At 66.5% G+C, this 19326-nt stretch carries 15 protein-coding genes; 7 read left to right on the top strand and 8 right to left on the bottom strand.

What is annotated here, in order from left to right; all coding sequences use genetic code 11:
• Positions 1–11: 11 nt before the first annotated feature.
• Both DM450_RS12645 and DM450_RS12640 read right to left on the bottom strand, forming a co-directional pair.
• Positions 12–545: a phosphoribosyltransferase gene (locus DM450_RS12645; RefSeq protein ID WP_142635303.1), complete on the bottom strand. Its 534-nt coding sequence runs from the start codon at positions 543–545 to the stop codon at positions 12–14.
• A 58-nt stretch (positions 546–603) separates the two neighbouring features.
• The gene (locus tag DM450_RS12640; protein WP_142635301.1) at positions 604–1599 is read right to left on the bottom strand and encodes a LysR family transcriptional regulator; all 996 of its coding nucleotides are present in this window, start codon (positions 1597–1599) and stop codon (positions 604–606) included.
• Between the two features lie 337 nt (positions 1600–1936).
• Between DM450_RS12640 and DM450_RS12635 the strand changes: the two genes are divergently transcribed.
• The 4 genes from DM450_RS12635 (at position 1937) to DM450_RS12620 (ending at position 8363) form a co-directional block, all read left to right on the top strand.
• A complete protein-coding gene (locus tag DM450_RS12635; RefSeq protein ID WP_221889438.1) occupies positions 1937–2998 on the top strand; it encodes a purine-nucleoside phosphorylase in 1062 nt (353 codons plus the stop codon).
• On the top strand, positions 2995–4557 hold the full coding sequence (locus DM450_RS12630; RefSeq protein ID WP_260609848.1) for an adenosine deaminase: 1563 nt from the start codon (positions 2995–2997) through the stop codon (positions 4555–4557). Before DM450_RS12635 ends, DM450_RS12630 begins: the two co-directional genes overlap by 4 nt.
• A gap of 141 nt (positions 4558–4698) precedes the next feature.
• Entirely contained in the window at positions 4699–7188 is a 2490-nt protein-coding gene (locus DM450_RS12625; RefSeq protein WP_142635299.1) for a TonB-dependent siderophore receptor, read from the top strand.
• Positions 7189–7253: 65 nt separating this feature from the next.
• On the top strand, positions 7254–8363 hold the full coding sequence (locus DM450_RS12620; RefSeq protein WP_142635297.1) for a purine nucleoside permease: 1110 nt from the start codon (positions 7254–7256) through the stop codon (positions 8361–8363).
• On the opposite strand, the gene DM450_RS12615 is transcribed toward DM450_RS12620, so the two are convergent.
• Entirely contained in the window at positions 8364–9260 is an 897-nt protein-coding gene (locus tag DM450_RS12615; RefSeq protein WP_142635295.1) for a LysR family transcriptional regulator, read from the bottom strand.
• A 113-nt stretch (positions 9261–9373) separates the two neighbouring features.
• On the opposite strand from DM450_RS12615, the gene DM450_RS12610 reads away from it, so the two are divergent.
• Entirely contained in the window at positions 9374–10534 is a 1161-nt protein-coding gene (locus tag DM450_RS12610; RefSeq protein ID WP_142635286.1) for an isovaleryl-CoA dehydrogenase, read from the top strand.
• 195 nt (positions 10535–10729) lie between these two features.
• Here DM450_RS12610 and DM450_RS12605 read toward each other — a convergent pair whose 3' ends face one another.
• From DM450_RS12605 to DM450_RS12585, 5 genes are all read right to left on the bottom strand, one after another.
• Positions 10730–11587 (bottom strand): acyl-CoA thioesterase II, encoded by an 858-nt coding sequence (locus DM450_RS12605; protein ID WP_260609847.1) that lies wholly within the window; start codon positions 11585–11587, stop codon positions 10730–10732.
• Positions 11580–11978 (bottom strand): MerR family transcriptional regulator, encoded by a 399-nt coding sequence (locus tag DM450_RS12600; protein WP_142637857.1) that lies wholly within the window; start codon positions 11976–11978, stop codon positions 11580–11582. The genes DM450_RS12605 and DM450_RS12600 overlap by 8 nt, the downstream gene beginning before the upstream one ends.
• Positions 11979–12049: 71 nt before the next feature.
• Positions 12050–13777 (bottom strand): long-chain-fatty-acid--CoA ligase, encoded by a 1728-nt coding sequence (locus DM450_RS12595; RefSeq protein ID WP_409529336.1) that lies wholly within the window; start codon positions 13775–13777, stop codon positions 12050–12052.
• Positions 13777–15075, bottom strand: coding sequence for an OmpP1/FadL family transporter (locus DM450_RS12590; RefSeq protein ID WP_142635282.1), 1299 nt, complete (start codon positions 15073–15075; stop codon positions 13777–13779). The genes DM450_RS12595 and DM450_RS12590 overlap by 1 nt, the downstream gene beginning before the upstream one ends.
• A 115-nt stretch (positions 15076–15190) precedes the next feature.
• Positions 15191–15625, bottom strand: a complete 435-nt coding sequence (locus tag DM450_RS12585; protein WP_142635280.1) for a DUF2147 domain-containing protein — start codon at positions 15623–15625, stop codon at positions 15191–15193.
• 188 nt (positions 15626–15813) lie between these two features.
• On the opposite strand from DM450_RS12585, the gene DM450_RS12580 reads away from it, so the two are divergent.
• Together DM450_RS12580 and DM450_RS12575 are read left to right on the top strand one after the other, a co-directional pair.
• Entirely contained in the window at positions 15814–16950 is a 1137-nt protein-coding gene (locus DM450_RS12580; protein WP_142635278.1) for a thiolase family protein, read from the top strand.
• Positions 16947–19289, top strand: coding sequence for a 3-hydroxyacyl-CoA dehydrogenase/enoyl-CoA hydratase family protein (locus DM450_RS12575; protein WP_142635276.1), 2343 nt, complete (start codon positions 16947–16949; stop codon positions 19287–19289). The genes DM450_RS12580 and DM450_RS12575 overlap by 4 nt, the downstream gene beginning before the upstream one ends.
• Positions 19290–19326 lie beyond the last annotated feature (37 nt).

The following is a 19326-nucleotide window of genomic DNA, read 5'->3' as shown; positions in this document are numbered from 1 at the left end:
GGCCTGTAATTTCAGGACAGCCGCTCGGGAACCGACATCGCTTCCTCGATGATGGCATCGCGGGTGCCCACCGATTCCCACGGGAACACGAACCAGCGCTTGTCCTCGGCGCGGTCGATCATGTCGACCCACAGGTCCACTTCGACTTTCGAGCTCTTGTTATTGATCAGCACGCCGAAGTGCAGGTTCTCCTGCACGCCGCCGTTGCTGGCCAGCAGGCCGCGGATATACTCGATGGTGCCGCCCGAATCGTTGATGTCGTCGATGAACAGCACCCGGGTGCCGTTCGCGCTCATGCCCGCGATCTTGGCCAGCAGTTCGTCGGCAAAGCCGGGGACTTTCGACGAATGGTCGATCGAGAGCATCGGCAGGTCGAGCTGCTGCGACATGTAGACGGCGGGAACCAGCCCGCCGCGGCCGATGCCGATCACGAAGTCGGGCTGCCACGCGCTCTCGGAGACCTTGCGCGAAAGCTGGCGGACCTTGGCGAGGAAGTCTTCGTAGTATTCGAGGAAATGGAGCTGGGGCTCGGCGGATTCGGACATTGTCGGAGTTCCTGAAGGGAGAGGTTGGAAAGGAAAATATCGGGTTCGCGGGCGCCGATCAATCGACGTGCGCGGGCATCTCGGCGGCTGGCCGGTTGCCGGCCGGCCGGTCGGCGGGCGGGTGGCCAGCCTGGGGACGTGTCGAGGCGGCATAGCTGAGCTGGCCGAAGCCGTTCTCGATCTCGCCCAGCACCAGCGCCGCCGCGTAGGACGGGGTGCGGGCAGACGCGGTGCACAGCGCCAGGGTCATCGGCCGCAGCAGCGGATCGGAAATGCGGGTGAAGTTGAGCAGTCCGCGCTGCACCTCGGTGGCGACGTCGAGCGAGGTCAATACGCCGACGCCGACCCCGCGCATGACCAGCGAGGTGATCATCTGGATGTTGTCGCTCATCACCTTGCGTTCGGGCACGACCCCGGTGGCGCCTTCGAGCACGGCGATCTGCTGGCACACCGCAAGGGGTTCGGCCGGGGCGATCATCGGTTCGCCCGCGCAGGCGGAAAACCGCGCCTCGCGCCGCGCGCCCAGCGGATGGCCGGGCGGGGTGAGGAAGCCGAGCACCACCTCGACAAAGGCACGCACGGTCAGGTCGCGGTAGGAATGCGGCTCGAACAGGATGCCGAAGTCGACCTCGCCCTCGGCGATGGCGCGGCGCACCTGTTCGTTGCCCTGCACTTTCACGCCCACCGAAATGCCGGGATAGGCCTGCTGGATCGCGTGGATCATGTCGGGCACGTAACCCTTGGCGAGCGCGTCGATCACGGCGATGTCGACATGGCCGCGTTTCAGCCCGCGCAAGTCCTCGATCCGGGCGCGCAGGCTGGCCATGCCGTGCTGCCACTGGCTGCCGGAGGCCATCATCATCTCGCCCGCGGCGGTCAGCCGCAGGCCGGTGGGCAGGCGCTCGAACAGCGGCAGGCCGAGTTCGGCCTCGACGTTGAGGATCTGCCGGTCGATCGCCGAGGCGGAGACGTTGAGCTCGTCGGCCGCCTTGCGGATCGAGCCGAGCCTGCCCACGGCCATGAAATAACGGAGAAAACGCGAAAACGCCGGCATGCGACCGTGAACCTGCTCTAATTTTTGCAACGCTGCGTCGAAATCATTGCGTTTGCTCGCACCGAGTCAAGCCCTTACGCAAAGGGAAACGTCGAAAGGTGCGACTGGGGCAGCCATCCGGAACCTGCGGAATCTCCGCGTTTCGGGCGGCGGCCTGCGAGCGTACGATCGGCTCGGGGGCGCAAATTCCAAGGGGTTTCCCAACACTCTCAAAGAGTTCGCGCCCCCTCACGGGGTTCAGGGGTTCATGAGCACGATTCAATCGATTGCGTCCCGCATGAGGTGGAGGCTGGCCTGCGCACTCGCGGTGCTGGCGGTGCCGTCCGCGGGAGCGTCCATGGCGCAGGCAGCGGAGCCGGCGGTGCCTGCCCTGCCCGTGGTTGCCCCGATTCCCGTCAAGGTCGTGGTGGTCGCCAATTTCGAACCCGGCGCCGATACCGGCGATGCGCCCGGCGAATTCCAGCTCTGGGCCGAGCGGGAGCATCTCGACGAGAAGATCGCGGTGCGCGGCGTCCTGCATCCGCTGCTGCGCAACAAGGACGGGCTCTACGGCATCGTCTGGGGCAGCGCCGGATCGCTGATGAGCGGCGTCGGCGAGCAGCTGACTGCGCTGACGCTCGACCCGCGTTTCGATTTCTCGAAGACCTACTGGCTGTTCACCGGCATTTCCGGGGTCGATCCGGAAGTGGCCTCGGTCGGCAGCGCGGCATGGTCGCGCTGGGTGGTCTCGGGCGATACCCTGCGCGAGTTCGACGACCGCGCGGCGCCCAAGGGCTGGCCTTACGGCCTCTTCGCGATCGGCGCCAAGGCCCCCAACCAGCTTCCCGACAATCCCGACAGCTTTGCCGGCATGACCGATGCGGGCGCCTTGTCGATGGCCGCGCCGCTCAACCGGGGGTTGGAGGGCTGGGCTTTCGCGATGACCAGGAACGTGGTCATCCCGGACAATCCCGAACTCGCCAAGGCGCGGGCGGCCTGGAAGGGCTATCCCAATGCCCAGAAGCCGCCGTTCGTGCTGGAGGGCGAGACGCTGGGCTCGGTGCGTTACTGGCACGGGCCGGAGCGCACGCAGTGGGCGCGGGACTGGGTGAAGCTGTGGACCGGCGGCAAGGGCCGGTTCGTCATGACCAACATGGAAAGCCAGTCGATGCAGGGGGCCATGCTCAATGCCGCGGCGCAGGGGCTGGTGGACCTCAACCGGGTGCTGGTGCTGCGCACGGCCAGCAATCCCTCGATGCCGCCGCCCGGCGTCGATGCCCTCGCCAGCGTCGGCGACGAGGGGCCGGGGCAAGTGGCGGCCTACGAGGCGAACTACCGCGTCGGCGCGCCGGTGGTGCATGAGCTGCTGGCGCACTGGGAGCAGTACAGGAACGAGATTCCCGGAGGCGCTGCGAAGTGAAGCGGCTGCTCGCCTCGATACTTCTGGCCGGTTCGGTACTGGCGTCTGCCCCGGCGGCGCGGGCCGACGCCGCCGGAGAGGCCCGCGCGGCCCGCGTGATGGATGCGCTGTCGGGCAATGCCGCGATGCTGCGCACGTTCCTTCAGGCAATGCCCAAGGGCGGCGATCTGCACAACCACCTCGGCGGCACGCCTTCGGCGGAGGACTGGCTGGGCTGGGCGGGCAAGGCGGGGTTCTGCGCCGGTGCCGATCTCGCGCTGGTGCCGCCGCCCTGCGCCGAGGCCGACAAGATCACCCGCTTGGCCAGCGACCGGCCGTTCGACTACGCGAAGCTGGTCGATCACCTCGGCACGCGCGGCTGGCAGCACGGGATCGGCGCGGACGATGTGTCCGGTCATACCCAGTTCTTCATCAGCTTCGACCGGTTCGGCCCTGCCGCGCGCGGGCAGATGGCGCAGGCGATGATGGTGGCGCTGCGCACGACCGCGGGCGATCACGGCCTCTATCTCGAACTCATGCACAATCCCGAGGTCATGATGGCCTCGATCCTCGCCGCGCCTGACGTGCCGCTCGGCGAGGCGGGGCTGGCCGCGCGCTATGCGCAGGAAGTGAAGGCGCTGGCGCCCGTCATCGCCCGGGCCCGCGCCGAACTGGACCGCGACGAGGCGACCGTGCGCAAGGGGCTCGCCTGCGGAACCGCCGCGGCCGACCCGGCCTGCGGGGTGGCGCTGCACTATCTCGCCAGCGGGTTCCGCGCGCTGCCGCCCGCACAAGTGTTCCGCTCGCTGATCCTCTCCTTCGCGCTGGCCGATGCCGATCCGCGTTATGTCGGGATCAACCTGGTCCAGCCCGAGGACTGGCCGGTCGCCCTTCGCGATTACGACCTGCACATGGCGATGGTGCGTTTCCTTGCCGCCAAGTATCCGCGCGTCCATCGCACCCTCCACGCCGGCGAACTGGCCTTCGGGCAAGTGCCGCCCGCGGCGATGAAGAACCATATGCGAAAGGCCATCGCGGCCGGGGCCGAGCGCATCGGCCACGGCAGCGGCATCGCCTATGAGGACAACGCGCCCGCCACCCTGCGCAAGATGGCCGCCGATCACATCGCGGTGGAGGTCAACCTCACCAGCAACGACGTGATCCTGGACGTGAAGGGCGGTGCGCATCCGATCAATCTCTACCGCCGCTTCGGGGTGCCGGTGACGCTCTCGACCGACGATCAGGGCATCCTGCGCACCGACCTCACCAACGAATACGAGCGGGCCGTGCGCGAGCAGGGGCTGACGTACGCCGATCTCAAGAAAGTCGCACGCGATAGCCTGGAGTTCGGTTTCATGCCCGGCACCGGCCTCTGGCGCGATCGCCGCGCGGGCGAGCCGGTGGCGGCCTGCGCGGCCGGTTTTGCCGCGCCTGCCTGCCGCGCGTTGCAGGCAGGCAGCGAGAAGGCCCGCCTCGAAGCCGAACTCGAAGCGCGTTTCGACCGCTTCGAGGCAGGCATGGACGACTGGAATCCGGCGCCCAGCCCCCCATCGGAGGCTGCGCCCGGTACGAACGAATAAAAAACAAGGAATGGGTGCCCGGCGCGCCGCCACAGGACGCGCCGCAACAAGAATAAGCCCCATGGGAGAGGTGGGACACACACAAAGCGAATCCGGTCCGCATCAGGGGTGAGCGGCGCGGAATTCAGGGGGTTTGGCACGATGACCGCAACGAACAACAATGAGGTGATTTTCCGCTCGGCCATGAAGTACGGCAAGCGACGAGGGGCCCTGATGGGTCTCACGGCCGCGCTGCTGTGCGGATCGGCGATCGCTTCGCCCGCCTTTGCCGAAGACGCTCCGGCGGATCCGGCGCCGACCGAGGAACCGGCCAAGGACATCGTCGTCACCGGCTCGCTCGGCGCGCTTCCGGTCGCCGATGTCGGCTCGGTGTTCGGGTTCGACAAGACCATCACCGAAACGCCGCGCTCGGCCTCGACGATCAGCAACGAGCAGATCGAACGCTTCGGCATCACGGATATCTACGATCTCGTCGCGCAGGCGCCGGGCACGTTCACCAACTCGTTCTTCGGGGTTGGCGGCGCGCTCGACATTCGCGGCACGCCGGGTGAAGTCTACTTCCGCGGCATGCGCCGCCTCGACAATCCGGGCAACTACCCGACCCCGATCGGCGCTTCGGACCGCATCGACATCGTGCGCGGTCCTGCCTCGCCGATCTACGGCCCGTCGAAGACCGGCGGCTACATGAACTTCGTGCCCAAGACCGCGCGCGTGGCGGGCGGTTCCTACCTCTCCGATCCCGAAGGCGAAGTGACCTTTACCGGCGGCTCGTGGGAGAAGGCCGATCTCAAGGCCGAAATCCGCGGTCCCGGCAAGATCGGCAGCCAGGAATTCGGCTATAGCCTGTTCGCCGAAGTGGAAGATTCCGGCAGTTACTACCGCAATATCTCCACCAAGAACACGGTGCTGCAGGCCGCTTTCGATACCGACTTCACGCCCAACCTGCGGCTGGAATTCGGCGGCATGTACCAGAACTTCAAGGGCGTGCAGAACGGCGGCTGGAACCGCCTGACGCAGGATCTGGTCGATCACGGCACCTACATCACCGGCGCCGCGCAATCGGTCGATGCCAATGGCGACGGCCAGATTTCCGCCAGCGAGTTCCAGGCGATCGGGAGCTTCGGCCCGTTCGGGGTGCCGGCCGCCTCGTTCACCGACGCGACCTTCACGGACACCTATCCCTGGATGGCGCTGACCAACACCGGCACCACCAAGCTCAGCCGCAAGGACGTTCTGGCGGGCAAGGACGACCGGCTCGATAACCGTGGCACCACCCTCTACGCGGACCTGATCTGGGATGGTGAGGACGACCTCCAGATCAAGAACCAGGCCTTCTACGACAGCTACGAGAACATCAACGAGAACGCCTACGGCTTCGCGCAATTCCACGATTCCTGGGTGTTCGAGGACAAGATCGTCCTCGCCAAGAAGTTCACCAGCGATATCGGCAAGTTCGCGTTCCAGGTCTCGCCCTCGATCCGCTACACCAAGTTCAAGCACGGTGACGATTTCGATTACGAATACTTCCACCGCGTCGACCTGACGGTGGGCTACAACGCCCTGTCGGACCGCCTGCTCGCCACCGAATGCCCGTTCAGCACCGAGGCCGGCTACACGGCGGCGGACTGCGGCTATTCGAACTACGTGACCGGCCACTATACCGACTACGCGCTGGCGGGCCTTGCCGATCTCGACTTCAACTTCGGCCTCGGCATCACGCTGGGCGGCCGCTACGACTACATCAAGGCCAAGTCGACCTACGACCCCACCAAGATGCTGGTCGCCCCCACGCTGGTCTCGGCCAGCAACAGCAAGGGCGCCTGGTCGTGGTCGGCCTCCGCCAACTACAAGCTGCCCTTCGGCGTGATCCCCTATGCCACCATCGCCCGCCAGTCGACGGTGATCGCCGGGCAGGGCGCCGAACTCTACGCGGGCGACGTCGCTGCCGGCACCTTCGTTTCGGCATCCAAGCTCTACGAAGGCGGCATCAAGGGCAGCTTCCTCGACGACCGGCTCTATGCGGCGTTGTCGGTCTACAAGCAGAAGCGTACCGACTATAACATCCAGTCGATCACCGTGAACCAGTCGGTTGAGACCAAGGGGCTCGAGGCCGAGGCGCGCTGGTCGGTCAACAAGCACCTGCTGGTGACCGGCGGCTACACCCGCACCAAGGTCTACAACCTGACCGCGATCGAGGACGGTTCGCTGTTCAGCTTCTTCGGCATCGAGGATCTGGTCAACGTCTCCGATCCCACGCTCTACCTCGGCGGCCAGCCGATCGGCCTCGTGCTGGTCGACAGCAAGGCGAAGTCGCGCCGCGCCGGTATCCCGACCAACCTCTACTCGCTGACGGCGACTTATGCCTTCGACATGGGCCTTGCGCTCAGCGCCAGCGCGGTGAAGGTGGATTCGGTCTATTCCGGCCAGTCGCAGGCGGTGAAGCTGCCGGCCTATACCAAGGTCGATCTCTCGGCCTCGTACGAGACCGGGCCGTGGCTCTTCCGCGTGGTGGTGAAGAACGCCACCAACGAGCGCTACTTCCGCGCCAACTTCACCGAACTGTTCGGCTCGACCATCGTGCTGCCGGAAACCCCGCGCAGCTGGCAGGGCTCGATCGTCTACAAGTTCTGATTTTTCCTCTTCCGGGGGCGCTTCCCTACTGGCGCCCCCGGTTCCCTTTTAGGCGCGTGCTCTTGATGATCCTTTCGAAGACATTTCCGGTGCTCCTGGCGGCCGCCGCGTTGGCGCTGGGCGCCGCCCCGACGCTCGCGGCTCCTGCCGTTCCCGACATTTCCGCCTGCCAGCCGGGCAAGCCCTGCGCGGCGCCGCTGCCGGTCAAAGTGGTGGTCGTCTCGCTGTTCGAGATCGGCAAGGACGAAGGCGATACGGCGGGCGAATTCCAGCTCTGGAAGGAACGCGCGCACCTCACCCAGCGCATTCCTTTCCCGCAGTCGTTCCATGACCTCTATTACAACCCGGAAACGCAGGTTCTGGGCATGGTGACCGGCGTCGGCACCGCGCGCTCGACGGCGGCGACGATGGCGCTCGGCCTCGATCCGCGCTTCGATCTGTCGAAGGCCTACTGGCTGGTGGCGGGCATCGCCGGGATCGACCCGCAGGATGCCTCGATCGGCTCGGCGGCCTGGGCGCGCTATGTGGTCGACGGTGATCTGGCCCACGAGATCGACGCGCGCGAGATCCCCAAGGACTGGAAAAGCGGCTATTTCCCGCGCCATCTCAAGGGTCCGAACGACACCACCACGCCGATCGATACCTCGGGCGGCGAAGTCTACCAGATCAACCCCAGGCTGGTCGGCTGGGCGTTCAACCTGACCAGGGACGTCAAGCTGCCCGACAGCGACGCGATCCGCACCGAACGCATGCGCTTCACCGGCTATCCCAACGCGCAGAAGCCGCCGTTCGTGCTGGAGGGCGAGACGCTTTCGGCGATGACCTTCTGGCACGGCAAGCTGCTGACCGACTGGGCCAACGACTGGGTGCATTACTGGACGCAAGGCAAGGGCGAATTCGTGACCTCGGCCATGGAAGACACCGGCGTGCTTCAGGCGATGACCTATCTCGACCGGATCGGCCGGGCGCAGAAGGACCGTGTGCTCGTGCTGCGGGCCGGCTCCAACTACACGATGCCGCCGCCGGGCGTGGATGCCGCCTCCTACCTGCTGCGCGAGAACGAGGGGTATGCCGGGCTCGAAGCCTCGGTGGAGAGCCTCTACGTGGTCGGTTCCAAGGTGGTCAATGCCTGGCTCAAGAACTGGGATACCTACAAGGATACCCCGCCGGAATGATCAGTTAGGGGGAAGGCTGGCGGCGATCGTCTCCAGTATCGCCGCCAGCTTTTCCGCTTCATCCGCGCTGCCGGGATGGACCGGCGCGCGGATGAAACCCAGGCGCCGCGTCAGGCCGAAATCCCTCACTTCGGCCGTCGCCGTCCCTTCCGGGGCCAGCGAGCGCGGCGCCACCGTTATGCCAAGGCCCGCCGCGACCATGCGCAGGCAGCGGTCCTCGTTCTCGCTGCGCAGGGCAAAGCGCGGGCGCACCCCGGCATCGGTGAAGAAGCGGCTGGTGCGCTGCAGCGCCTCGCAGGAGCGGCGGGCGATCATGATCTCGCTGGCGAGGTCCCCGGCGGCGATCTCGGCGGTTCCGGCGAGCGGGTGGCGCGCCGCCATGACCACGACATAGGGTTCTTCCAGCAGCGGCGTGACTTCCGGCCGGTTTTCGGCCCCGTTTTCGGATTTGCCCAGCAGGGTGAGGGCAAGCTGGATCTTGCCGCTGGCCAACTGGCCGCGCAGCTCGTGATCGTCGCCCTCCACCAGTTCCACGCCGTAGTGCTCGGCCAACTGCGCGGCGATGGCTTGCAGCATCGAGCCGCAGATCGTCGGGATCACCCCCAGCTTGAGGTCCGGCCAGGGCTGCTCGGGATAGGCCGAGGCCTTGGCGAACTGGTCGGCGCGGCGGAAGCCGGCTTCCAGGTCGCGGGCGATGGGCAGGAAGGCGCCGCCCGGCTCGGTCAGGCGGACATGGCGCCGGTCGCGCACGAACAGCGCAGAGCCCACCAGACGCTCCAGTTCGGCGATGGCGGTGGAGACGGTGGGCTGGGTCACATGCAGCCGCGCCGCTGCCTGCTTGAAGCTGCCGGAATCGGCCACGGCCAGGAAATGCCGGATGTGGGCGCGCTTTATCATTGGTAAAATCTATTCAAGGATCCTGTAAGTTTCAATTTGTTTGAACCTGAGGCTTTCGATAGTTTCGTCCGCAAAGGCCGCAAGGACGCGCCGTGGAATTTTGGGAAGACGACATGAAAGCCACCCCCGACTTCGACTTCGCACTGGGCGAAAGCGCCGGGATGATCCGCGAAAGCGTCGCCCGCTTCGCCGACGAGCAGATCGCGCCGCTGGCTGCGAAGATCGATGCCGAGGACTGGTTCCCGCGCGAACTCTGGCCCGCGATGGGCGAACTCGGCCTCCACGGGCTGACGGTCGAGGAAGAGTGGGGCGGCACCGGGCTCGGCTATCTGGAGCATGTGATCGCGGTGGAGGAAGTCAGCCGTGCCTCGGCCTCGGTGGGCCTGTCCTACGGCGCCCATTCGAACCTCTGCGTCAACCAGATCCGCCGCTGGGGCAATGACGCGCAGAAGGCGGCGTACCTGCCGAAGCTGATCTCGGGCGAGCATGTGGGCAGCCTCGCCATGTCCGAAGTAGGCGCCGGGTCGGACGTCGTCAGCATGAAGCTGCGCGCCGACGCCGTAGAGGGCGGTTTCAGCCTCAACGGCACCAAGTTCTGGATCACCAACGGCACCTGTGCCGATGTGCTGGTGGTCTATGCCAAGACCGATGCCGAGGCCGGATCGAAGGGCATCACCGCCTTCCTGATTGAGAAGGACATGCCCGGTTTCTCGATCAGCCAGAAGATCGACAAGATGGGCATGCGCGGCTCGCCCACCTGCGAGCTGGTGTTCGACGATTGCTTCGTGCCTGCCGGGAACGTGATGGGCCCGCTCAACGGCGGCGTGAAAGTGCTGATGAGCGGCCTCGACTACGAGCGCGTGGTGCTGGCCGGCCTCCAGATCGGCATCATGCAGGCCTGCCTCGACACCGTGATCCCCTATGTGCGCGAGCGCCGCCAGTTCGGCAGCGCCATCGGCACGTTCCAGCTGATGCAGGCGAAAGTGGCGGACATGTACGTCGCGCTGCAATCGGCGCGGGCCTATGTCTATGCGGTGGCGCGCGCCTGCGACGCCGGGCAGACCACCCGCTTCGACGCGGCCGGGGCGATCCTGCTGGCCAGCGAGAACGCCTTCCGCGTCGCGGGCGAGGCGGTGCAGGCGCTGGGGGGGGCGGGCTATACCAGGGACTGGCCGGTCGAGCGCTATCTGCGCGATGCCAAGTTGCTGGATATCGGCGCGGGCACCAACGAGATCCGGCGGATGCTGATCGGGCGGGAACTGATCGGGGTTTAAGGTAAAAGAGAGAAGTCCTGGGGGATGATCCCCCAGACCCGCATAATGTCTTCGTTGCGCCTCGCCAAACTGTCGTGCGCTCCTTGCGGCGCAGCCAATAAGTCTCCCGACGCCGCCATGGGCGCGCTGCGCAGTTGGTCAGCCTGACCCAGACGGTATCGGGGGTGCAGGGGGGCTCTGCTCCCCTGCTTTCTCTTATCCTTGCTTCACCCGAAGCAACCCCTCTTGCGCCACACTCGCCACCAAAGTCCCGTCGCGCGAATAGATCGCCCCGCGTGCGAAGCCGCGGGCGTGGCCGGACCAGGGGCTGTCCATCGCATAGAGCAGCCAGTCGTCGATGGGCGGGGTCTGGTGGAACCAGATCGTGTGATCGAGGCTGGCGCCGGAGACGCCGGGCGAGAAGAAGCCCATGCCGTGCGGCATCAGCGCGGTGGAGATCAGCGCGAAGTCGCTGGCGTAGGCAAGGACGACGCGCTGCATCACCGCATCCTCGCCCATCGGCGCGGCCATGCGGAACCACTGGTTGCGCTGCGGCAGATCGCCCTCGCCGGTTCCGGGGGGCGCGGGCGGGCAGGGCCGGATCTCGAAGGCAGCGAGGCGTTCGAGCAGGAAGCCGGGCAGCTTCTGCCCGGCGGCGGCGAGCGCGGTCTTGAAGTCCGGACACTGTTCGGGCGCGGGTACTAGCGGCATCGGCACCGCGTGGGCGAGCCCCTCTTCGGGCCGGTGGAACGAGGCGGCGAGGTTCAGGATCGGCTTGCCGCCCTGCATGGCGACGACACGGCGATTGGAGAAGCTGTTGCCGTCGAAATCGGGCAATACGCGGTAGACGACCGGCCGTCCGGCATCGCCCGCGCGCAGGAAGTAGGCGTGGAGCGAGTGGGCTTGCCGGTCGGGGGCGATGTCCCGCGCGGCGGCGGCCAGCGCCTGCGCCACCACCTGACCGCCATAGACGCGGCCCGGCTGCGGCGAGACGGCGGCGCCGCGGAAGATGCCGGTATCGATTTCCTCGACCGTGAGCAGGCCGATCAGGTCGGCGACGGCCGCTTCACGCACCGGCAGGGCCTTTCACCGGCTTCACCGGCGAGCCTTCCAGCCAGGCGAGCGACTGGCGTTCGATCGAGAGCATTTCCTCCAGCGTCTGGTCGATCGCGGTGCGCTGCTGGCGCAGTTCCTCGATCCGGTCGCGGATGCGCAAGAGCAGGGCGCGGACCTGCTCCTGATGCTCCGGGTCGACGTCGTAGAGGTCGAGGAATTCCTTGATCTCGCGGATCGAGAAACCCAGCCGCTTGCCGCGCAGGATCAGCTGCATGCGGCCCATCTCGCGCTTCGAATAGATGCGGGTGGTGCCCGCGCGGTGCGGCGCGATCAGGCCCTTGTCCTCGTAGAAACGCAAGGTGCGCATGGTCACGCCGAGCTGCGTGGCGGCTTCCTGGATGCCGAGCATGTCGGTGCCGGGACCGGTTTCGGGCACCGGTGCCCCTTCGACACTGCCGTCCAGCGCTGCCCCCGCGCCGTTCATGCAGCCTCACCCGAAGCGGCGCGCCGGGCGGCCTCTTCCTCGACCAGTTCCTTCTTGGAAAGCTTGCCGACCAGCGTCTTGGGCAGGCTGTCGCGGAATTCGATGGAGCTGGGCATTTCGATCTTGTTCAGCCTTTCGCGCAGGAACGCCATGAGCGTGTCCTGATCCAGAACATCGCCCGGGTGCAGCGCCACGAAGGCCTTGGGGCTCTGGCCGCGATAGGCGTCGGGAACGCCGATCACGATCGCCTCGTGGACCATCGGATGCTCGTAGAGCGCATCCTCGATGATCCGTGGATAGACGTTGTACCCCCCGCACAGGATCATGTCCTTGATCCGGTCGACCAGGAACAGATAGCCGTCTTCGTCGAGATAGCCAATGTCGCCCGTGCGCAGGGCGCCGAAGATGAAGGTCTTGTCCGATTCCTCGGGGCGGTTCCAGTAGCCCGCCATGACCTGCGGTCCGCGCGCGCAGACTTCGCCGCGCTCGCCCGGGCCGAGAATCCGGTGGGTATTGTCGGGATCGCGGATCTCCAGCACGGTGCCGGGGAAGGCGGGGCCGCAGGAGTTGTTCTTGACCAGACCCTCGAGCGGGTTGCAGGCGATGATCGGCGAGGCTTCGGACAGGCCGTAGCCTTCCACCACGCGCACGCCGGTGCGCTGCTCGAATTTCTGGCGCACTTCCAGCGGCAGTGGCGCGCCGCCCGAGATGCACACGCGCACATTGTCGAACTCGCCGTGGAGGTCCTGGTTGTTGAGCGCGGTGTAGAGCGTGGGCACGCCGAAGAACTGCGTCGGCCTGGTGCGCCGCGCGGTGGCGAGGAACGACTTCATCTCGAAGCGCGGCAGCAGGATCATCTCGGCGGCGGTGTCCACCGAGTAGTTGAGCACCGTGGTCAGCGCAAAGACGTGGAACAGCGGCAGGACGCCGAGCGTGCGCTCCTGGTGGTCGGGCATGTGGCCGACATGGGCGCACATCTGCGCGGAATTGGCGGCAAGGTTGGCGTGGGTGAGCATCGCCCCCTTGGGCACGCCGGTGGTGCCGCCGGTGTACTGCAGCACCGCAAGGTCCTGCGGATCGCGCGCGACCGGGTCGGGATCGGCATTGCGGGCGATGAGGTCGGCATAACGCACGAAGCGCAGGTCGTGCGGCTCATGCGCGATGTCCTTGCGCTTGAGCAGGCGATAGGCGCGGCCCTTGAGCTTGGGCAGGGCATCGGCGATCGGGCAGACCACCACGCGCTTGAGGCTGCCGCAGGCGGCGCCGACCAGCGGCTCGATCTTGGGCAGCGAGAGCGCCAGGTCGGAGGCGATGATGATCTCGGCGCCCGAATCCTTCACCAGATGCGCCATCTCGCGCTCGGTGTAGAGCGGGTTGAAGTTCACCACGATGCCGCCGATGCGCAGGATCGCGAAGTAGCAGATCACGTAATAGGGCGTGTTCGGCAGGCACAGGCCGACGCGCGTGCCCTTGACCACGCCGAGGTCCTGAAGGCCCCGCGCGGCGCGCCGCGCGAGGTCTCCGACTTCGGCATAGGACCACTTGCGGCCCATGAAGTCGATCGCCGGCCAGGCGCCGTGGACGTCCACGGCATGGTCCAGCAGATCGGTAAGCAAGCGCGGCGCGATCGGCGGCATTTCGTCCGGCGTGTAAGAGGGGAGTTGCGTTTCCAAGGTGCCTCCTGTCGCGGGAGTGTTGCTGTCGATCGTCGCCGCGGATGTCATCAGAAGCTCACCCGGGCACCGAGCGAGAAGACCATGGCATAGGCGTCCTGCAGCGAGCCGTTGGTGAGGACCGGTGTCTGCGCGGCGGTGCCGACATAGGCGGCGGTCACGCGGTCGATCGGGGCATCCTTGAAGGTGATGTACGAGGCGGCCGCGTCGATCGCGATCTTGCTGCTGAGGTTATAGGTGGTGCCGGCCGAGAAGTTCCAGCGGTTGCTGTCGGGCACGCGGGCGTCACGGTTTCCATCCTGGGTCGGGGTCTCGCCGTACTGGATGCCGCCGCGCAGGGTCCACTTCGGGCTCAGGTCATAGTCGAGGCCGAAGGCGTAGGAGAAGCCGTCCTTGTAGTTCTCGGGGATCGAGCTGTTGAGCGGCGAACCGAGGTCGATGGTGTCGAACTTGCTCCAGCCATAGGCCACGACCTGGGCGTTGAGGGTCAGCTGCTTGGTGGCCTTGACGCGGGCCGACATGATCGCCTGCCAGGGTGTGCTGAACTCGGCCGTGGTGTCGAGCGACATGTTGTTGCCGGCCAGCGGGCCGAGCAGGCCGTCGATGGTCAGCGAACCTTTCAGCTTGTGCTTGACCGCCGACTTGTAGGCGACGCCGATCGAGGCCGGGCCGTTGTGGTACTGGGCGCCGACCGACCAGCCGAGATCCCAGCCGCTGCCCTTGAGCTGCTGATGGCCGTCGGCCAGCAGCGGCGAGAGGTTGGGCAGGTAGTTGTCGAGGGTGGCGCTGACATGTTCGACGTTGAGCGCGGCGCCGAGGTAGAGGCCCTCGACCGGCTGGAAGGCGACGCTCGGCTGGATGTCGATGGTGCGCAGCTTGGTCTTGTCGGCCGAATAGCGGGCCCAGCTGTCGGAATCGTAGTTGGTGGTGAACGAGTAGGGCGAGGTGACGGTGAGGCCGAAGGCGACCTTGCCGAAGCCGTAGGCCACCGCGCCCGAGGGCAGCACGCCGTTGTCGATCGGGTTCTTGGACACGGCATTGCCGCCGACCGAGGCCGGGGTCTGGCCCGGGCGCACGATCAGGGTGCCGTCATCGACGACCTTGCCGCGCGGCAGGATGGCGCTGGCGTGGATCGCGGCCTGGCCGCCGTCGAGGCCGCCGATCGCGGCGGGGTTCCACCACAGCGAATCCACGCCGGTATCGGCCGCTTCGCCCGAGAAGGCGCGGCCCTGGGCACGCACCGACTGTTCCTGAAGGTAGAAGGCCTGGGCATGGGCGGCGCCGGCCATGCCGAGCGCCAGTACCGATGCCGTGCCTGCGAGCACGATGCGGCCCGTGAACTTGTGCATTATCGTCTCCCTAAATCTTTGTTCCCTGAAGCTTTTTAGAATTCCTGTCACGCGTCAGGGGCGCGTGACGGTACAGTTTTTCATCGTGGTTCCGCGGTCCCGGCGATCGCCGCGATCAGGGAATGCGTGTCCAGGTCTGGGTCTTGCACAGAGGCCAGACGATGCAGCCCTTCAGTTTGAGGGTGTTGGCGTCCACCGGCGTGATCGTCGCCTTGTAGGTGCCGCCGTCCTCGGGATTGTAGATCTGGCCGTTGACCCACTCGTTGCCCTGGCGCTTGAAGCCGCCGACCATCTGCAGGCCCTTGACCTTGCGGGTGCGCTGGCTGGCGTCCTTGTTGTTCACGTCGCGCAGGTCCGGATTGGCCTTGATGCCGTCCGATTCGACGATGCGGCCGCAGACCGATTCGCCGCAGCGCGCAAGCTCGATGACGCCGTGCTTCGAAGGCGTGCGCCACTTGCCGACGACCTGGTCGGGATTGGCGGCAAACGCCGGATTCATGAGCACGACAGCGGCAACCAGCGCCGTCCCCACGGGTTTCCAAAGTCTCATGAGCGACCTTTCCATCATCTCTCCAATTCGTACCTTCTGTCCCCCGAGGGCAGCGCCCTTAGGGTGAGGTGTCCCGAAGTCGTAACCGAAAATTTGCTTGACGTATAGGGAAAGAATTGCACCCTTAGGGAAGAACGGTGACGCCCCCCGATGGGTGGTGGGGCGTAAGGCTCCGACGGAGAGAATGCATGAAGAGTGTCGTGATCGCGGGTTATGCCCGCTCGCCCTTCCATCTGGCGAACAAGGGCGCCCTGGCCCGCGTCCGTCCCGACGATCTGGCCGCGCAAGTGATTCGCGGACTCATCACCAGGACCGGCGTGGAAGCGTCGGACATCGAGGACGTCGTCGTCGGCTGCGCCTTCCCCGAAGGCGAGCAGGGCTTCAACATCGCCCGCCTCGTCGGCCTGCTGGCGGACCTGCCGATCTCGGTCGGCGGCATGACCGTGAACCGTTTCTGCGGCTCCTCGATGAGCTCGATCCACTATGCCATGGGCCAGATCGCCATCGGCGCGGGTGAAGTCTTCGTCTGCGCAGGCGTCGAATCGATGAGCCGGGTGCCGATGATGGGCTTCAACCCGCTGCCCAACCCGGCGCTGGCCGCGAAGAGCGCCGCCTACATGTCGATGGGCGAAACCGCCGAGAACGTCGCCGCCAAGTACCAGATCTCGCGCGCCGACCAGGAAGCGCTGGCCGTCTCCAGCCAGCAGAAGGCCGCCGCCGCACGTGATGCGGGCAAGCTGGCCGACGAGATCGTGCCGATCGAGACCAGGGGCGGGATCGTCAGCGAAGACGGCACCATCCGCGGCGAAACCACCGCCGAGGGCCTTGCCGGCCTGAAGCCCGCGTTCGATGCCGCAGGGTCGGTGACCGCGGGTACCTCCTCGCCGCTGACCGATGGCGCCAGCGCCGTGCTGGTCACCACCGAGGACTATGCCCGCGCCCACGGCTTGCCGATCCTCGCCCGCATCAAGTCGGTGGCGATCTCGGGCTGCGCGCCGGAAACCATGGGCCTTGGCCCGATCCTTTCCAGCCAGAAGGCGCTTGAGCGCGCAGGCATCGCTGCCGGCGATCTCGACGTGGTGGAACTGAACGAAGCCTTCGCCAGCCAAGCGCTGGCCTGTATCAAGGATCTCGGCCTCGACGTGGCCAAGGTGAACATCGACGGCGGCGCGATCGCCATCGGCCATCCGCTCGGTGCCACCGGCGCGCGCATCGTCGGCAAGGCGGCCTCGCTGCTGAAGCGCGAAGGCGGCAAGTATGCGCTCGCCAGCCAGTGCATCGGCGGCGGTCAGGGCATCGCCACGATCCTGGAGTCGGTGGAATGAGCGACAATACGATCAAGAAAGTTTGCGTGATCGGCGCCGGCACCATGGGTGCCGGGATTGCCGCTCAGGTCGCCAATGCCGGCGTGCCGGCGCTGCTGCTCGACATCGTTCCCAAGGATGCCACCAATCGTAACGTGGTGGCCGAAGGCGCGGTGGCGAAGATGCTCAAGACCGAGCCGGCGCCGTTCATGAGCAAGTCGGCCGCCAGGCTGGTCGAGACCGGCAACATCGAAGACCACCTCGACAAGATCGCCGAGTGCGACTGGGTGATCGAGGCGGTGATCGAGCGTCTCGACATCAAGCAGGGCCTCTACGCCAAGCTGGAAGCGGTGAAGCGCGAGGGCACCGCGGTCTCGTCGAACACCTCGACGATCCCGCTCGCCAATCTGGTCGAAGGGCGTTCGGACGCGTTCAAGCGCGACTTCCTCATCACCCACTTCTTCAATCCGCCGCGCTACATGCGCCTGATGGAGATCGTCACCGGCGCCGATACCGACGCGGCCGTCGCCGCCAAGGTCGAACGGTTCGCCGACGTGTCGCTGGGCAAGACCGTGGTCAAGGCCAAGGATACCCCGGGCTTCATCGCCAACCGTATCGGCACTTACTGGATCCAGCTTGGCCTCAATGCCGCGTTCGACATGGGGATCACCGTCGAACTGGCCGACGCCATTGCCGGCAAGCCGATGGGCGTGCCCAAGACCGGTATCTTCGGTCTTGTCGACCTCGTCGGCATCGACCTGATGCCGCATCTGCAGGCCAGCCTCACCTCGACGCTGCCTGCTGGCGACCTCTATCACGGTATCGCCCGCGACATCCCGCTGATCAACAGGATGATCGGCGAGGGCTACACCGGCCGCAAGGGCAAGGGCGGGTTCTACCGCCTCAACAAGGAGGCGGGAGTCCAAGGCAGGGGGCGCAAGGAAACCATCGACCTTGCAACCGGCGAATACCGTCCGACGATTACCGCACAGGGCCCGCGCGGCGCTGCTGCCAAGGGCGACCTCAAGGCGCTGGTCGAAAGCAAGGGCGACATCGGCGCCTATGCATGGGCCGTGCTCGGCGACACGCTGGCCTATGCCGCCAGCCTCGTGCCCTCGGCCGCCGATGACGTGGTGGCCGTCGATGACGCGATGAAGCTCGGCTACAACTGGAAGGCCGGCCCGTTCGAGATGATCGACACGCTGGGCGCCAGGTACCTTGCCGAACGCCTCGCCGCCGAAGGCAAGGCCGTGCCGGAGATCCTGACCGTGGCGGGCGACCGCACGTTCTACCGGATCGAGAACGGCAAGCGCCAGTTCCTCGGCCTCGACGGCGAATACCGCGACGTGGTCCGCCCCGAAGGCGTGATGCGCCTTGCCGACGTGAAGCTGTCGTCGAAGCCCATCCTCAGGAACGCCTCGGCGGCGCTCTGGGACATTGGCGACGGCGTCGTCTGCCTTGAATTCACCGGCAAGATGAACGCGCTCGACGGCGAAGTCATGAAGCTGATCGGGCAGGCCATCCCGCTGGTGGCGGCGCAGTACAAGGCGCTGGTCGTCTACAACGATGCCGATACCTTCTCGGCCGGTGCCAACCTCGGCCTCGCGCTCTTTGCGGTGAACATCGCGGCGTGGGGCGAGATCGAGAAGCTCGTTGCCGGTGGCCAGCTCGCCTACAAGGGCCTCAAGTACGCCCCGTTCCCCGTCGTCGGCGCGCCTGCCGGCATGGCGCTGGGCGGCGGCTGCGAGATCCTGCTCCACTGCGACGCGATCCAGGCCCATGCCGAACTCTACTGCGGCCTTGTGGAATGCGGCGTCGGCCTCGTTCCCGGCTGGGGCGGCAATGGCGAGATGATCGAGCGCTGGCGTGGGGCTCCGGGCATGCCCAAGGGCCCGATGCCCGCCGTGGCCAAGGTGTTCGAGATGGTCTCGACCGCACAGGTCTCCAAGTCTGCCCAGCAGGCGCGCGAGATGATGATCCTGCGCAGCGGGGACGGCATCTCGATGAACCGCGATCGCCTGCTCTACGACGCCAAGCAGAAGGCGCTGTCGCTGGTGGAAGGCTACACCCCGCCCGAAGCGCCCGAGTTCAAGCTGCCCGGCGCCGGTGGCCGCACGGCGCTTGGCCTTGCGGTGGAAGGCTTCCACAAGCGCGGCATGGCGACCGACTATGACGTGGTCGTTTCCGGCGTGCTGGCCGATGTGCTGACCGGCGGCGGCGAGTTCGACCTCGTCGACACGGTGAGCGAGGGCGAACTGCTCAAGCTGGAACGCGATGCCTTCATGGGCCGCCTGCGTGACGCCCGCTCGGTCGCCCGCGTTGAGCACATGCTCGAAACCGGCAAGCCCCTGCGGAACTGATTGAACTGAGAAAGGATCGCAACGTCGCCTAAGCCTA

The organism is Sphingomonas sp. IC081 (genome assembly GCF_006874585.1).
GTDB lineage: Bacteria > Pseudomonadota > Alphaproteobacteria > Sphingomonadales > Sphingomonadaceae > Novosphingobium.
This window is presented reverse-complemented; position numbering and strand designations above follow the sequence as displayed.

What these genes read in the sequence shown, in the direction of transcription:
- DM450_RS12645 (WP_142635303.1), bottom strand. Translation starts at nt 545, where the DNA reads ATGTCCGAATCCGCCGAGCCCCAGCTCCATTTCCTCGAATACTACGAA.
- DM450_RS12640 (WP_142635301.1), bottom strand. Translation starts at nt 1,599, where the DNA reads ATGCCGGCGTTTTCGCGTTTTCTCCGTTATTTCATGGCCGTGGGCAGG.
- DM450_RS12635 (WP_221889438.1), top strand. Translation starts at nt 1,937, where the DNA reads ATGGCGCAGGCAGCGGAGCCGGCGGTGCCTGCCCTGCCCGTGGTTGCC.
- DM450_RS12625 (WP_142635299.1), top strand. Translation starts at nt 4,699, where the DNA reads ATGACCGCAACGAACAACAATGAGGTGATTTTCCGCTCGGCCATGAAG.
- DM450_RS12620 (WP_142635297.1), top strand. Translation starts at nt 7,254, where the DNA reads ATGATCCTTTCGAAGACATTTCCGGTGCTCCTGGCGGCCGCCGCGTTG.
- DM450_RS12615 (WP_142635295.1), bottom strand. Translation starts at nt 9,260, where the DNA reads ATGATAAAGCGCGCCCACATCCGGCATTTCCTGGCCGTGGCCGATTCC.
- DM450_RS12610 (WP_142635286.1), top strand. Translation starts at nt 9,374, where the DNA reads ATGAAAGCCACCCCCGACTTCGACTTCGCACTGGGCGAAAGCGCCGGG.
- DM450_RS12600 (WP_142637857.1), bottom strand. Translation starts at nt 11,978, where the DNA reads ATGCTCGGCATCCAGGAAGCCGCCACGCAGCTCGGCGTGACCATGCGC.
- DM450_RS12595 (WP_409529336.1), bottom strand. Translation starts at nt 13,777, where the DNA reads ATGACATCCGCGGCGACGATCGACAGCAACACTCCCGCGACAGGAGGC.
- DM450_RS12590 (WP_142635282.1), bottom strand. Translation starts at nt 15,075, where the DNA reads ATGCACAAGTTCACGGGCCGCATCGTGCTCGCAGGCACGGCATCGGTA.
- DM450_RS12585 (WP_142635280.1), bottom strand. Translation starts at nt 15,625, where the DNA reads ATGAGACTTTGGAAACCCGTGGGGACGGCGCTGGTTGCCGCTGTCGTG.
- DM450_RS12580 (WP_142635278.1), top strand. Translation starts at nt 15,814, where the DNA reads ATGAAGAGTGTCGTGATCGCGGGTTATGCCCGCTCGCCCTTCCATCTG.
- DM450_RS12575 (WP_142635276.1), top strand. Translation starts at nt 16,947, where the DNA reads ATGAGCGACAATACGATCAAGAAAGTTTGCGTGATCGGCGCCGGCACC.